The following is a 13,630-nucleotide window of genomic DNA, read 5'->3' on the forward strand; positions in this document are numbered from 1 at the left end:
TTATCCTCGTAGGGTCGCCGTTAAACCTTTGCTTTGCGCGTACTGCTGTGCAAAGGCCAGCAGCTCGGGAGCGGCCAGCGGTTTGTCCGGTGCGGTATAGGGCTGACTGAGTAGTTGGTATTTATTCATTCCCAGCGTGTGGTACGGCAGGAAATGGATTTCGCTGACCTGAAGACGGTCAGCGGCAAAATCGGTAATCGCGGTAATATCGGCTTCGCTGGCGTTAAATCCCTGAATTAATGGGACGCGGATAATGATTTTTTTCCCGGCCTGCGCCAGGCGCTGCAGGTTATCCAGCACCCGGCGGGCGCTGCCGTCGGTCCACTGCTGGAAAACGGCCTCGTCAACGTGCTTCAGGTCGGCCAGAAACAGATCGACAAACGGTAAAGAGGGTTCAATGTACTTCCACGGTACGTGCAGGCAGGTTTCCACGGCGGTGTGAATGCCCGCCTGATGGCTGGCTTCGAACAGCGCCTGCGCCAGCGCCGGGTTCATAAAGGGCTCGCCGCCGGAAAGAGTAATGCCTCCGCCGCTGCGATCGTAAAACGGTTTATCGCGCAGCACCGTCGCCATAATTTCCGTCACGCTTTTTTCCTCGCCGCAGACCGTCAGCGCGGTTGTGGGGCAGCAGTGGCGTAGCGCGGCAATGTGGCTGTCGTTGACGTTTTGCCGATGGATGATCAGGCCATCCAGAGTACGGGTAATCACCTCCGGTGCCGCCTGCTGGCAAAGCTCGCAGCCGTCAAGACACAGCCGCGCGTCATACAGCAGGTCTTCGCTGCGGGCGCGGCTTTCCGGGTTCTGACACCAACGGCAGCCCAGCGAACAGCCTTTAAGGAATACGACGGTACGGATCCCCGGGCCGTCATGGGTGGAGTAGCGCTGGATGTTGAAGATCATGATTTACCCTCTTATTTGCATATGAAGATTAAATAACTTTCGAATGAAAGTTATATTGATGCAAATCAACAATCGAGTGGGTAGTAGAGATGGGGAGAAAAAGAACGGCGTGGTTCACAAAATAACCGGCGACCTGCCTCGCCGGCGGCTGGAATTAGCGTGAACCGCACACCTCGCACTGCGGGTGGCGCATCAGCTTCATTTCGCGAAACTGGCAGGTCATCGCGTCATACATCACGATTTTGCCCCTTGCAGGGGCGCCGTAACCGGTCAGCAGTTTAATCGCCTCCATGGCCTGCAGTGAACCGATAGTGCCGACCAGCGGCGCCATCACCCCGGCTTCGACGCAGGTGAGGGCGTTTTCGCCGAACAGGCGGCTCAGGCAGCGATAGCAGGGCTCGCCGTCCTGATAGGTAAAGACGCTGATTTGCCCTTCCATACGAATCGCCGCGCCGGAGACCAGCGGGGTTTTGTGCTGGAAGCAGCCGGCGTTAAGCTGATTGCGAACAGCAACGTTGTCGGTACAGTCCAGCACCAGATGGTGCTCAGCAATCTGCGTTGCCAGCGCCGCGTCATCCAGCATTGCATCGATGGTGACCAGCCGGACGTGCGGGTTAATGCGCGCCAGCGCATCGCGGGCAGAATCGACCTTCGGCTGGCCGATGGTCGCGTCGCTGTGCAGCGTCTGGCGTTGTAGATTGGATAATGAAACGGTATCGAAATCCAGCAGGGTGAGCTGACCCACCCCGGCTGCCGCCAGGTATTGAGCGGCGGCGCAGCCGAGCCCGCCGAGGCCGACGACCAGTACGCGAGCGGCTTTTAAGCGCTCCTGACCGTCGAAATCAAACCCTCGCAGTACGATCTGCCGGTTATAGCGCAGCATCTCCTCGTCGCTCAGCTCAACGGCCATTACAGCCCCCCAAACAGATGATTAAAGGGCTCGACTTCGACCCATTCGCCCGCTTCGACGTTGCCGCGTTCGCGCTCCAGTACGATAAAGCAGTTACCGAGGCTGAATGAGCTGAAAATGTGCGAGCCCTGATGGCCGGTGGTGCTCACCACTAGTTCGCCTTCCGGATTGCGCTGCAGCACGCCGCGCTGGAAGTCGAGGCGGCCCGGCGATTTTTTCAGCCGACTGGCGGCGCGCACGCGCAGACGCATCGGCTGGGTTTGACCGCGGTTGCCGGAGAGCTTGGCCAGCAGCGGCTGTACCAGTTGATAGAAGGTTAAGGTGGCGGAAACCGGATTGCCCGGCAGGCCGCAGAACCAGCTGTTGCTGAGCTTGCCGAAGGCGAACGGTTTACCCGGCTTAATCGCCAGCTTCCAGAAGCCGATCTCGCCCAGTTCTTCGAGGATAGTTTTGGTGTAATCGGCTTCGCCCACGGAGACGCCGCCTGAGCTTATTACCACATCGGCCTGCTGGTCGGCGGCGATAAAGGCGTCGCGCAGCTTTGCCGGATCGTCAGGAATAATGCCGAGGTTGATCACCTCGCAGCCCAGCTGTTCGAGCATCAGATGTACCGCCTGGCGGTTAGTATCATAAATCTGGCCGTCGCCGAGCGGTTGGCCCGGCAACTGGAGTTCATCCCCGGTCGAGAAGACCGCGACGCGCACTTTACGGACTACCTCGACGTCGGCAATGCCCAGCGATGCCAGCACCGGCAGCTCGGCTACGGTGAGACGCGTACCCGCCGGGAATACTACCGCACCGTTGGCGATATCTTCCCCGCGCCGGCGAATATTTTGCCCGGCTTTTACCGGCGCGATGAAGCGCACGCCGGCGTCGCTTTGTTCCGTTTCTTCCTGCATCACCACGGCGTCGCAGCCTTCCGGCACCGGCGCGCCGGTCATGATGCGGATACAGGTGCCCGCCGGCCAGGCGTCGTGGAACGGTTGGCCAGCAAAGGCCTTACCGGCAACCGGCAGCGCCGCGCCGTCGGTGAGGTCGGCCAGGCGCACGGCATAGCCGTCCATCGCCGAGTTATCAAAACCGGGTACGTCCAGCGGCGAAACGACATCATGGGCGGTCACGCGCGAAAAGGCCTGCAGCAGCGGCAGGGTTTCCGTGGCCTGCAGCGGCGAAATACGGTCGAGCATCTGAGTCAGGGCTGTGTCGAGCGGCATCAGTCCGGCGGTAAAATCCATGGGTTACTCCTGCTGGCAAAACGTCGAAAACGCCTATTATGGCAGAAAAGCGCCGGCGACTGTATGCCACTGCGGTACGAGGCTTTACATCACCGGATGCTCTTTCTATATTCAAAAAACGTATAAAAAGTTAGTCAGTATAATGATATCTATACAGTTTATGGCAAAGGAAAGATTGAATGGGTAAGGCGGTAATAGCAATCCACGGCGGCGCCGGCGCGATTAGCCGCGCGCAGATGACTCAGGCGCGCGAACGCGAGTATGTGGCCGCGCTGTCGGCCATCGTCGATAGTGGACAAAAAATGTTGGCAGCAGGCGCCAGCGCGCTGGATGCAGTGACCGAAGCGGTACGCCTGCTGGAAGAGTGCCCGCTATTTAACGCCGGAATAGGTTCCGTGTTTACCCACGATCAAACTCACGAACTGGATGCCTGCGTGATGGATGGCTATAGCCTGCAGGCCGGCGCGGTGGCTGGCGTAAAGCATCTGCGTAACCCGGTGCTGGCGGCGCGTCTGGTGCTGGAAGAAAGTCCGCACGTGCTGCTTATCGGCGAAGGGGCGGAAAAATTTGCCTCCTCGCGCGGGATGGCGCTGGTTGAAAACGAGTTATTTTCCACTACCGAGCGGCTTCTGCAGTTACAGCAGGCGAAAGAGGGCGGCGAGATTATTCTCGACCATCATGCTGCGCCACTCGATGAACGCCACAAAATGGGTACCGTCGGCGCGGTGGCGCTGGATCTGGCCGGTAATCTGGCGGCAGCGACCTCCACCGGCGGAATGACCAATAAACTGCCCGGACGCGTCGGCGACAGCCCAGTGCCGGGCGCGGGCTGCTATGCCAATAATGCCAGCGTCGCGGTCTCCTGCACCGGCACCGGCGAAGTCTTCATGCGCACGCTCGCCGCTTACGACATTTCAGCGTTGATGGAGTACGGCAATCTCAGCCTGTTTGAGGCCTGCGAGCGGGTGGTGCAGGAAAAACTGCCGGCGCTGGGCGGCAGCGGGGGCCTTATCGCCATCGACCGCGAGGGGAATGTGGTGCTGCCGTTCAACAGTGAGGGGATGTACCGGGCGTGGTGTTATGCGGGCGATACGCCGACGATTGGAATTTATCGCGAATAAAAGGAGAAGCGAGTTTGCCGCAAAGTCATGAAATTGATGAAGACGATGTGCTGGTGGTACGCGATCTTAACGTCGCCTTTAGCCAGCAGCGGCAGCGCGTTTCTGCGGTGCGTAACCTGTCATTTAGCCTCCGCCGCGGCGAGACGCTGGCGATTGTCGGCGAGTCCGGCTCCGGAAAATCGGTGACCGCCCTGGCGCTGATGCGCCTGCTCGACGAGGCGGTCAGCGAAGTCAGCAGCGAGGCGTTGCTGCTGCGCCGACGTAACCGTCAGGTGATTGATATTAATGCTCAAACGTCGGGGCAGATGCGTCAGGTTCGCGGCGCGGACGTGGCGATGATTTTTCAGGAGCCGATGACCTCGCTGAACCCGGTATTCACCATCGGCGAACAAATTGCCGAGTCTATTCGGCTACATCAGGGACTGCGCCATGACGAGGCGCTGCGGGAAGCGAAAAAGATGCTCGAACGGGTGCGTATTCCGGAGGCGGCAGCGATGCTTTCACGCTATCCGCATCAGCTTTCCGGCGGCATGCGCCAGCGGGTGATGATCGCCATGGCGTTATCGTGTCGCCCGGCGGTACTGGTTGCCGATGAACCCACCACCGCGCTGGACGTCACGATTCAGGCGCAGATCCTACAGCTTATCGCCGCGCTGCAAAAAGAGATGGCGATGGGGGTGATGTTTATCACTCACGATATGGGCGTGGTGGCGGAAATCGCCGATCGCGTGCTGGTGATGTACCGCGGCGAAGCGGTAGAAAGCGGGCGCGTCGAGGATATTTTTCGCGCCCCGCAGCATCCTTATACCCGGGCGCTACTGGCGGCGGTGCCGAAGCTCGGCTCGATGCGCGGCAGCGATTTGCCGCGACGCTTCCCGCTGCTCAACGACGGTGTGACCCAGCAGCCGGAACAGAATACCGTGGTAGCTGGTAAACCGATTTTGCAGGTACGCGACCTGGTCGCGCGTTTTCCGATCCGCGGCGGTATTCTCAACCGCGTCACCCGCGAAGTGCATGCGGTGGAAAAAGTGACTTTCGACCTGTGGCCGGGCGAAACGCTGTCGCTGGTCGGCGAATCCGGCTGCGGTAAATCGACCACCGGGCGGGCGCTGCTGCGGCTGGTGGAAGCGCAAGGCGGCAGCATCACCTTTAACGGCCAGCGTATTGATGCGCTGTCCGGCGGCAAGCTACAGACGCTGCGCCGCGATATTCAGTTTATTTTTCAGGATCCTTACGCTTCGCTCGACCCGCGGCAGACGGTCGGTTATTCCATTATGGAGCCGCTGCGCGTGCATGGTCTGCTGGAAGGGGATGCGGCTCGCGAACGCGTCGCCTGGCTGTTGCAGCGCGTGGGGCTGGAGGCGGAACACGCGTGGCGTTATCCGCATGAGTTTTCCGGCGGTCAGCGGCAGCGTATCTGTATCGCCCGCGCGCTGGCACTCAATCCGAAAGTGGTGATCGCCGATGAGTCGGTGTCGGCGCTGGACGTGTCTATTCGCGCGCAGATTATTAATCTGCTGCTCGATTTACAGCGTGAAATGGGCATCGCATTTCTGTTTATTTCCCATGACATGGCGGTGGTGGAGCGCATCAGCCACCGCGTAGCGGTGATGTATCGCGGGCGGATCGTGGAGATTGGCCCGCGTCGCGCCGTGTTTGAGAACCCGCAGCATCCTTACACCCGTAAACTGATGGCGGCGGTGCCGGTCGCCGATCCGGCGCATCGTCAACCGCAGCGCGTATTACTCTCTGACGAGCTGCCGGGGAATATCTATAAACCGGGAGAAGAAATCGACAGCGCGCCGTTACAGCTGGTAGCGCCGGGGCATTATGTCGCCCGCGAGCCCGCAGATGTACTGAGCCGATAACAACCTAACGCACTCTTGCAGGAGCATAACAACATGACTCAACCTGTTACACGCAAATGGCTACTGGCGCTTGGCATCGCCTCGGCGCTGGCGGCGACGCCGGCCTTCGCCGCGAAAGATGTGGTAGTGGCGGTCGGTTCCAACTTCACGACCCTTGATCCCTATGACGCGAACGATACGTTATCGCAGGCGGTGGCGAAGTCGTTTTATCAAGGCCTGTTCGGCCTTGATAAAGAGATGAAACTGCAAAACGTATTGGCGGAAAGTTATACCGTTTCGGCGGATGGTCTGGTGTATACCATCAAGCTGCACAGCGGGGTGAAATTCCAGGATGGCACCGATTTTAACGCCGAAGCGGTGAAAGCGAATCTCGACCGCGCCAGCAATCCGGATAACCATCTCAAACGTTATAACCTGTACAAGAATATCGCCAGCACCGAGGCGGTGGATCCGACGACGGTCAAAATCACGCTCAAACAGCCGTTCTCGGCGTTTATCAATATTCTTGCCCATCCGGCGACGGCGATGATTTCGCCGGCGGCGCTGAAAAAATATGGCAAGGAGATCGGCTTCCACCCGGTAGGTACCGGGCCGTATAAGCTCGATACCTGGAACCAGACCGATTTCGTCAAAGTCAGCAAGTTTGACGGTTACTGGCAGCCGGGGCTGCCGAAGCTGGATTCCATTACCTGGCGCCCGGTGGTCGATAACAACACCCGTGCGGCGATGCTGCAAACCGGCGAGGCGCAGTTCGCCTTCCCGATCCCTTACGAGCAAGCGCCGCTGCTGGCGAAAAACAGCAAGCTGGAGCTGGTGGCCAGCCCGTCGATTATGCAGCGCTATATCAGCATGAACGTAACGCAGAAGCCGTTCGATAATCCGAAGGTGCGGGAAGCCATTAACTATGCGATTAACCGTCAGGCGCTGGTTAAGGTCGCGTTTGCCGGATACGCCACCCCGGCGACCGGCGTCGTACCGCCTTCTATTGCTTACGCCCAGACCTACAGCGCATGGCCTTACGACCCGGCGAAAGCCCGTCAGTTGCTGAAAGAAGCCGGTTTCCCTAACGGCTTTAGCACCACGCTGTGGTCATCGCATAATCACAGCACCGCGCAGAAGGTGCTGCAGTTTACCCAGCAGCAGCTGGCGCAGGTGGGTATAAAAGCGCAAGTGACGGCGATGGATGCCGGACAGCGTGCGGCGCAGGTTGAAGGCAAGGGGCAGAAAGAGAGCGGGGTGCGGATGTTCTACACCGGCTGGTCAGCGTCGACTGGCGAAGCTGACTGGGCGCTGTCGCCGCTATTCGCCTCACAAAACTGGCCGCCGACCCTGTTTAACACCGCGTTTTACAGTAACCCGCAGGTCGATAAAGACCTGAGCGAGGCGCTGAAAACGACCGATGCGCAACAGAAGACCACACTCTATAAAGATGCGCAGGACATTATCTGGAAAGAGTCGCCGTGGGTGCCGCTGGTGGTGGAAAAGCTGGTATCGGCGCATAGCAAAAACCTGACCGGGTTTTATATTCAACCGGATACCGGTTTTAGCTTCGAGCAGGCGGATCTGACGCAGTGATAGTGCTTATGCTCACGCGTACCCTCTGCCGAAATGGGAGGGGGCGATGCTGAATTACGTTCTGAAGCGCCTGCTGGGGCTCATTCCGACGCTGTTTATCGTCGCCGTTCTGGTGTTCCTGTTTGTACATATGCTGCCGGGCGATCCGGCGCGGCTGATCGCCGGGCCGGAAGCCGATGCGCAGGTGGTGGCGATGGTTCGCCAACAGTTGGGGCTCGATCAGCCGCTGCACGTGCAGTTTTGGCACTACATCACCAACGTACTGCAGGGGGATTTCGGCATCTCGATGGCTTCGCGCCGCCCGGTGACCAGCGAAATCGCCAGCCGCTTTATGCCGACGCTATGGTTAACGCTTGCCAGTATGAGCTGGGCGGTGCTGTTCGGCATGGCGGCGGGCATCGCCGCGGCGGTGTGGCGCAATCGCTGGCCGGATCGGTTGGGGATGGCGCTGGCGGTAACCGGTATCTCCTTCCCGGCGTTCGCCCTCGGCATGCTGCTGATGCAGGTTTTTTCCGTCGAGCTGGGCTGGCTGCCGACGGTCGGCGCCGACAGTTGGCGGCACTATATTCTGCCGTCGTTGACCCTTGGCGCCGCGGTGGCATCGGTGATGGCGCGCTTCACCCGCGCGTCGTTCGTCGACGTGCTGCATGAGGATTACATGCGTACCGCGCGGGCTAAAGGGGTGAGCGAAACGCTGGTGGTGTTGAAGCATGGCCTGCGCAACGCGATGATCCCGGTAGTGACCATGATGGGTCTGCAGTTCGGTTTTCTGCTCGGCGGCTCCATTGTGGTGGAGAAGGTCTTCAACTGGCCGGGGCTTGGCCGGTTGCTGGTCGATTCCGTGGAGATGCGCGACTACCCGGTGATCCAGGCGGAAGTGCTGCTGTTTTCGCTGGAGTTCATTCTTATCAACTTAGTGGTGGACGTGTTGTATGCCGCCATTAACCCGGCTATCAGGTACAAGTAAGGTGCGATTGCTCAACTGGAGAAGGGAAGCGGTTATCAACGCCATGCCGGGCGTTAAGCCCGGGCAGATCCGCACGCCGTGGCACGAGTTTTGGCGGCGTTTTCGTCGCCAGCCGGTGGCGATGGCGGCGGGCCTATTTGTGCTGCTGCTGATTATCGTCGCGATTATCGCGCCGTGGATAGCGCCGTATGACGCGGAAAACTATTTTGATTACGACCGGCTCAATGAAGGGCCGTCAATGGTGCACTGGTTCGGCGTTGATTCGCTGGGGCGCGATATCTTCAGCCGGGTGCTGGTCGGCGCGCAGATTTCGCTGGCCGCTGGGGTACTGGCGGTACTGATTGGCGCGCTAATTGGTACCGTGCTCGGCCTGCTGGCCGGGTACTACGAAGGCTGGTGGGACCGCATCACCATGCGCATCTGCGATGTGCTATTTGCTTTTCCCGGCATTTTGCTGGCGATTGCGGTAGTGGCGGTGATGGGCAGCGGGATGGCCAACGTGATTATCGCGGTGGCGATATTCTCAATCCCGGCGTTCGCCCGCCTGGTGCGAGGTAATACGTTAGTGCTGAAGCAGCAGACGTTTATTGAGTCGGCGCGCAGTATTGGCGCCAGCGATACGACTATTCTGTTCAACCATATTTTGCCCGGTACGGTGTCGTCGATAGTGGTCTATTTTACCATGCGCATCGGCGTGTCGATTATCTCCGCCGCCAGCCTGTCGTTCCTCGGCCTTGGCGCCCAGCCACCGACGCCGGAGTGGGGGGCGATGCTGAATGAAGCGCGCGCGGATATGGTGATGGCGCCGCATGTGGCGTTATTCCCGGCGATCGCCATTTTCCTGACGGTGCTGGCGTTTAATCTGTTGGGCGACGGCCTGCGCGATGCGCTGGATCCGAAGATAAAGGGGTAGGAGACAAGCGCGGCGGGAGCAAAGTTGGTAAGTTAGCCCAGCCTGCGCTACGCCTGGCAGGGCTACAGGTTTGATCGGTTGGTAGCCCGGATAAGGCGTAAGCCGCTATCCGGGTTATCCCTGCCTGCGCTACGCCTGGCAGGGCTACAGATTTGAGCGGTTTGGTAGCCCGGATAAGGCGTAAGCCGCTATCCGGGAAGCTGGATTAGACCCGGGAACCCCACAGGTCATATTCGTCGGCGTGTTCAACTTTCACCCGCAGCACGTCGCCCGGTTTAACGTTGGTTTCACCGTTCAGATAGACCGCGCCGTCGATTTCCGGGGCATCGGCCATGCTGCGGCCAATCGCGCCTTCTTCATCGACTTCATCGACCAGTACCATAATTTCGCGGCCCACTTTCTCCTGCAGACGCTCGGCGGAAATCTGCTGTTGCAGCTGCATAAAGCGGTTCCAGCGCTCTTCTTTCACCTCTTCCGGGACCTGATCCGCCAGTTCGTTGGCGGTGGCGCCCTCAACCGGGCTGTACTTGAAGCAGCCAACGCGGTCCAGACGCGCTTCTTTCAGGAAATCGAGCAGCATCTGGAAATCTTCTTCCGTTTCGCCCGGGAAACCGACGATAAAGGTGGAACGCAGGGTCAGATCCGGGCAGATCTCGCGCCACTGTTTAATACGCGCCAGCTGACGGTCTGCGGAACCCGGGCGCTTCATCAGTTTCAGAATGCGCGGGCTGGCGTGTTGCAGCGGAATATCGAGATACGGCAGGATCTTGCCTTCCGCCATCAGCGGGATCACATCGTCAACGTGCGGATACGGGTAGACGTAGTGCAGACGCACCCAAATGCCGAGCTTCGCCAGCTCTTCACACAGGCTGACCATACTGGTTTTCACCGGCATACCGTTGTGGAAACCGGTGCGGTGCTTGACGTCAACGCCATAGGCGGAGGTGTCCTGCGAAATCACCAGCAGCTCTTTCACCCCGGCATCGGCCAGGCGTTTGGCTTCCGCCAGTACTTCGCCAATCGGGCGGCTCACCAGATCGCCGCGCATTGACGGGATGATGCAGAAGGTGCAGCGATGGTTGCAGCCTTCAGAAATTTTTAAGTACGCGTAGTGACGCGGCGTCAGCTTGACGCCCTGTTCCGGCACCAGGCTGAGGAACGGGTTGTGCTTCGGTTTTGGCGCATAGTGGTGGACGTGTTCCAGCACCTGCTCGTAGCTATGCGGCCCGGTAATTTCCAGCACCTTCGGATGCACTTCGCGGATTTGATCTTCTTTCGCGCCGAGGCAGCCGGTAACGATCACTTTGCCGTTTTCTTTTAAGGCTTCGCCGATCGCTTCAAGCGACTCCTGCACGGCGCTATCGATAAAGCCGCAGGTGTTGACGATAACCATATCGGCGTTGTCGTAGCTGGGAACCACATCATACCCTTCGGTACGCAGTTCGGTGAGGATACGTTCTGAGTCTACCAGGTTTTTCGGGCAGCCCAGGGAGACGAAGCCGATTTTCGGCTGGTGCGTGACATTGCTCATAGCTTAAAAAATGTTCATTTATTGGAATGGTCAGGGCAGGAATTCTACAGATCTTTGCGAAAAAGAGTATAGCCAGGCGGCGATGAATGATGAAAAAGCGTTAGCGCAGCGGAGGCGTTTAAGCCGCGTTGTTGGCCGCCCAGGTTGTAACATTGTAAATAATGTTAATTGCTGTGTGATTATTGACCTCGCTCATGATTCCGCACAAAAAATGACCATACTATGATTATGGTAATGGACGACAGAGGAGGACCGTGATGAGCGTTGACAGACGTTACACTAACCTTTTGAATAAGCTGATTAATGCCAATATCGATTTGGCGGCTTATCTCCAGCTTCGTAAAGCGAAAGGCTATATGTCAGTCAGCGAAAATGACCATCTGCGTGATAACTTGTTTGAGCTATGCCATGAACTGCGCGTACACGCGCCGCGTTTGCAGCACGCCATCGCGCCGGAAGAGATGGAAGCCTTCCGCCTTGCCGGCGAGTCCGTCGCTTCGGCGGCGGTTTGCCTGATGAGCGGGCATCATGATTGCCCGGCTTATATTGCCGTTAACGTAGAGAAGCTAGAACGCTGTCTGTCGGGATTGACGATGAATATTCACATTCTGAATAACTCAGCGCCAATGACCCACGCCTGAATCCAGGGGGGATTTTTCCCCCCTGTTAAAGTTTATGTAAAAATCCCTGCCTGACCGCCCACGCTGGCTACCCTTATCAGCAATGCTGACGAAAGGAGTGCGCCATGCGCCGATATCTCAAAATAGCTCTTATGACTGTGCTGCTGCCCATGACGGCGATGGCCGCGCCGCGCGTTGAGGTACTGCAGGATAACCTCGACCACCCCTGGTCACTGGCATTCCTGCCGGACAATGAAGGCGTGCTGATTACCCTGCGCGGCGGCGAACTTAAACGCTGGCAGCTCGATCAAGGATTATCGGCGCCCATTCGCGGCGTGCCGAAGGTGTGGGCCAACGGCCAGGGCGGCCTGCTGGATGTGGTTCTGGCGCCGGATTTTGCTCAGTCGCGCCGGGTATGGCTGAGCTATGCCGAAGCTGGCGATGACGGCAAAGCGGGGACGGCGGTGGGGTATGGCCGCCTCAGCGCCGACCTGCAAAACCTGGAAGATTTTAAAACCGTTTTCCGCCAGCAGCCGAAGCTCTCCACTGGCAATCATTTCGGCGGGCGGATGGTCTTCGATGGCAAAGGTCATCTGTTTATCGGTTTAGGCGAAAATAATCAGCGCCCGACGGCCCAGGACCTCGATAAGCTGCAGGGAAAAGTGGTGCGCCTGACCGAACAGGGGGAAATACCCAAAGATAATCCTTTCGTCGGCCGTACTGGCATCAGACCGGAGATTTGGGCTTACGGCATTCGCAACCCGCAGGGAATGGCGATGAATCCGTGGAGCGATACGTTGTGGCTGAACGAACATGGCCCGCGCGGCGGCGATGAGATCAATATTCCCCTCGCCGGGAAAAACTACGGCTGGCCGCTGGCGACGCACGGCATTAACTATAGCGGTCAACCTATCCCGGAAGCTAAAGGAAAGAGCGCGCCGAATACCGAGGCACCGTTGCACGTCTGGCCGGCCTCCCCGGCGCTGAGCGGAATGGCGTTTTACAACGCGTCGACTTTCCCGCAGTGGCGGCACAAGTTGTTTATCGGCGCGCTGAAGGATGAGTCCTTGATTGTGCTCTCGGTGGACGGCAATACCCTCAGCGAGGAGACGCGGCTATTAAAAGATCGCGGCAAACGCATTCGTGATGTGCGCGTCGGGCCCGACGGTTATCTTTATCTGTTAACCGACGAGCCCGACGGCGAACTGCTCAAGGTCAGCCCGGAGTAATCACCTCAGGTGACCGGGATCATGACGACGTCGCGGAACGCCTGACGCTGCTGGATTTGCTGATACCAGCGCTGCAGATGGGGCCGCGGCTGCCAGCTGTCGAGGATGGAAAGCAGGTTATAAACGAACGGCGCCACCGCCACATCGCCAAGGCCGAACTCATCGCCGGAAAGCCAGGCATGCTTCGCCAGTTCATCGTCGAGCATGGCGAACAGCCCTTCACAGGCGTGAATACCCGCCTCAATGGCCGCCGGATCGCGCTGGTCCGGCGGCGTTCTGACCAGCCCCATTAATACCGGACGGTGCGCCGGGGACAGCGTAGCGTTGGCCCAGTCCATCCACTTTTCACCCTGTGCGCGCTGCACAGGCGACTCCACCCACAGACGGTTTTGCCCGTACTGCGCGGCAAGATAACGAATAATGGCGTTGGATTCCCACAGCACCAGCCCATTGGCATCGTCTTTGAGTAGTGGCACCAGGCCGTTCGGGTTCATCGCCAGATACTCCGGGTCGTGATTGAGGCCATACTCCAGCCCCGCCAGAATCTGCTGATAAGGAAGATCCAGCTCAGCCAGCACCCAGCGTACTTTCTTCACGTTGGTCGAGTTATTTCTGCCCCATAACGTAATCATATCCGCTCCTGCATGTTATTTAATCGCCGTTGCAACATGGTGAGCAATCATGTTGGAATAAAGTTAATATTAAGGCAATCACGATCAAAAAAATTGCCTTGTTTTCAGCAGGCAGCGTCGTTATTGCGT

At 58.6% G+C, this 13,630-nt stretch carries 12 protein-coding genes; 7 read left to right on the forward strand and 5 right to left on the reverse strand.

Translation table 11 applies throughout. The features are described from left to right. The 3 genes from ABLU80_RS00475 to moeA form a co-directional block, all read right to left on the reverse strand. Positions 1-900 carry a glycyl-radical enzyme activating protein gene (locus ABLU80_RS00475; RefSeq protein ID WP_042895107.1) on the reverse strand — a complete coding sequence of 300 codons (900 nt, stop codon included), beginning with the start codon at positions 898-900 and terminating at the stop codon, positions 1-3. A gap of 154 nt (positions 901-1,054) precedes the next feature. Beyond that, complete coding sequence (gene moeB, locus ABLU80_RS00480; protein WP_047058318.1) at positions 1,055-1,810, reverse strand: molybdopterin-synthase adenylyltransferase MoeB; 756 nt, start codon at positions 1,808-1,810, stop codon at positions 1,055-1,057. After that, positions 1,810-3,045 (reverse strand): molybdopterin molybdotransferase MoeA, encoded by a 1,236-nt coding sequence (moeA, locus tag ABLU80_RS00485; RefSeq protein WP_086630853.1) that lies wholly within the window; start codon positions 3,043-3,045, stop codon positions 1,810-1,812. Before moeA ends, moeB begins: the two co-directional genes overlap by 1 nt. Positions 3,046-3,224: 179 nt before the next feature. Here moeA and iaaA point away from each other — a divergent pair, with 179 nt between their 5' ends. Genes iaaA through gsiD form a run of 5 tightly spaced genes read left to right on the forward strand, consistent with a single transcriptional unit; the run spans position 3,225 to position 9,489 of the window. Further along, on the forward strand, positions 3,225-4,166 hold the full coding sequence (iaaA, locus tag ABLU80_RS00490; protein ID WP_086630854.1) for a beta-aspartyl-peptidase: 942 nt from the start codon (positions 3,225-3,227) through the stop codon (positions 4,164-4,166). Between the two features lie 14 nt (positions 4,167-4,180). Beyond that, the gene (gsiA, locus tag ABLU80_RS00495) at positions 4,181-6,034 is read left to right on the forward strand and encodes a glutathione ABC transporter ATP-binding protein GsiA (RefSeq protein WP_086630855.1); all 1,854 of its coding nucleotides are present in this window, start codon (positions 4,181-4,183) and stop codon (positions 6,032-6,034) included. Between the two features lie 33 nt (positions 6,035-6,067). Then, positions 6,068-7,609, forward strand: coding sequence for a glutathione ABC transporter substrate-binding protein GsiB (gene gsiB / locus ABLU80_RS00500; RefSeq protein ID WP_015367555.1), 1,542 nt, complete (start codon positions 6,068-6,070; stop codon positions 7,607-7,609). A gap of 46 nt (positions 7,610-7,655) precedes the next feature. Beyond that, a complete protein-coding gene (gene gsiC / locus ABLU80_RS00505) occupies positions 7,656-8,576 on the forward strand; it encodes a glutathione ABC transporter permease GsiC (protein ID WP_020079290.1) in 921 nt (306 codons plus the stop codon). Position 8,577: 1 nt separating this feature from the next. Beyond that, positions 8,578-9,489, forward strand: coding sequence for a glutathione ABC transporter permease GsiD (gsiD, locus tag ABLU80_RS00510; RefSeq protein ID WP_015367553.1), 912 nt, complete (start codon positions 8,578-8,580; stop codon positions 9,487-9,489). Positions 9,490-9,694: 205 nt separating this feature from the next. Here gsiD and rimO read toward each other — a convergent pair whose 3' ends face one another. Further along, positions 9,695-11,020, reverse strand: a complete 1,326-nt coding sequence (rimO, locus tag ABLU80_RS00515) for a 30S ribosomal protein S12 methylthiotransferase RimO (RefSeq protein ID WP_015704839.1) — start codon at positions 11,018-11,020, stop codon at positions 9,695-9,697. Between the two features lie 257 nt (positions 11,021-11,277). Here rimO and bssR point away from each other — a divergent pair, with 257 nt between their 5' ends. Continuing rightward, complete coding sequence (gene bssR / locus ABLU80_RS00520; protein WP_015367550.1) at positions 11,278-11,661, forward strand: biofilm formation regulator BssR; 384 nt, start codon at positions 11,278-11,280, stop codon at positions 11,659-11,661. 104 nt (positions 11,662-11,765) lie between these two features. Then, complete coding sequence (locus tag ABLU80_RS00525) at positions 11,766-12,869, forward strand: PQQ-dependent sugar dehydrogenase (protein WP_157194987.1); 1,104 nt, start codon at positions 11,766-11,768, stop codon at positions 12,867-12,869. Positions 12,870-12,874: 5 nt separating this feature from the next. Here the strand turns inward: ABLU80_RS00525 and ABLU80_RS00530 are convergent, their stop codons facing one another. Then, the gene (locus tag ABLU80_RS00530) at positions 12,875-13,501 is read right to left on the reverse strand and encodes a glutathione S-transferase family protein (protein WP_015367548.1); all 627 of its coding nucleotides are present in this window, start codon (positions 13,499-13,501) and stop codon (positions 12,875-12,877) included. Positions 13,502-13,630: the final 129 nt, after the last annotated feature.

This window comes from Klebsiella sp. CN_Kp104 (assembly GCF_040064515.1).
Taxonomy (GTDB): Bacteria; Pseudomonadota; Gammaproteobacteria; order Enterobacterales; family Enterobacteriaceae; genus Klebsiella; species Klebsiella aerogenes.

Bases quoted from the DNA above. Each gene is read 5' to 3' on its own strand.
- ABLU80_RS00475 (WP_042895107.1), bottom strand. From the start codon at position 900: ATGATCTTCAACATCCAGCGCTACTCCACCCATGACGGCCCGGGGATC.
- moeB (WP_047058318.1), bottom strand. From the start codon at position 1,810: ATGGCCGTTGAGCTGAGCGACGAGGAGATGCTGCGCTATAACCGGCAG.
- moeA (WP_086630853.1), bottom strand. From the start codon at position 3,045: ATGGATTTTACCGCCGGACTGATGCCGCTCGACACAGCCCTGACTCAG.
- iaaA (WP_086630854.1), top strand. From the start codon at position 3,225: ATGGGTAAGGCGGTAATAGCAATCCACGGCGGCGCCGGCGCGATTAGC.
- gsiB (WP_015367555.1), top strand. From the start codon at position 6,068: ATGACTCAACCTGTTACACGCAAATGGCTACTGGCGCTTGGCATCGCC.
- gsiC (WP_020079290.1), top strand. From the start codon at position 7,656: ATGCTGAATTACGTTCTGAAGCGCCTGCTGGGGCTCATTCCGACGCTG.
- rimO (WP_015704839.1), bottom strand. From the start codon at position 11,020: ATGAGCAATGTCACGCACCAGCCGAAAATCGGCTTCGTCTCCCTGGGC.
- bssR (WP_015367550.1), top strand. From the start codon at position 11,278: ATGAGCGTTGACAGACGTTACACTAACCTTTTGAATAAGCTGATTAAT.
- ABLU80_RS00525 (WP_157194987.1), top strand. From the start codon at position 11,766: ATGCGCCGATATCTCAAAATAGCTCTTATGACTGTGCTGCTGCCCATG.
- ABLU80_RS00530 (WP_015367548.1), bottom strand. From the start codon at position 13,501: ATGATTACGTTATGGGGCAGAAATAACTCGACCAACGTGAAGAAAGTA.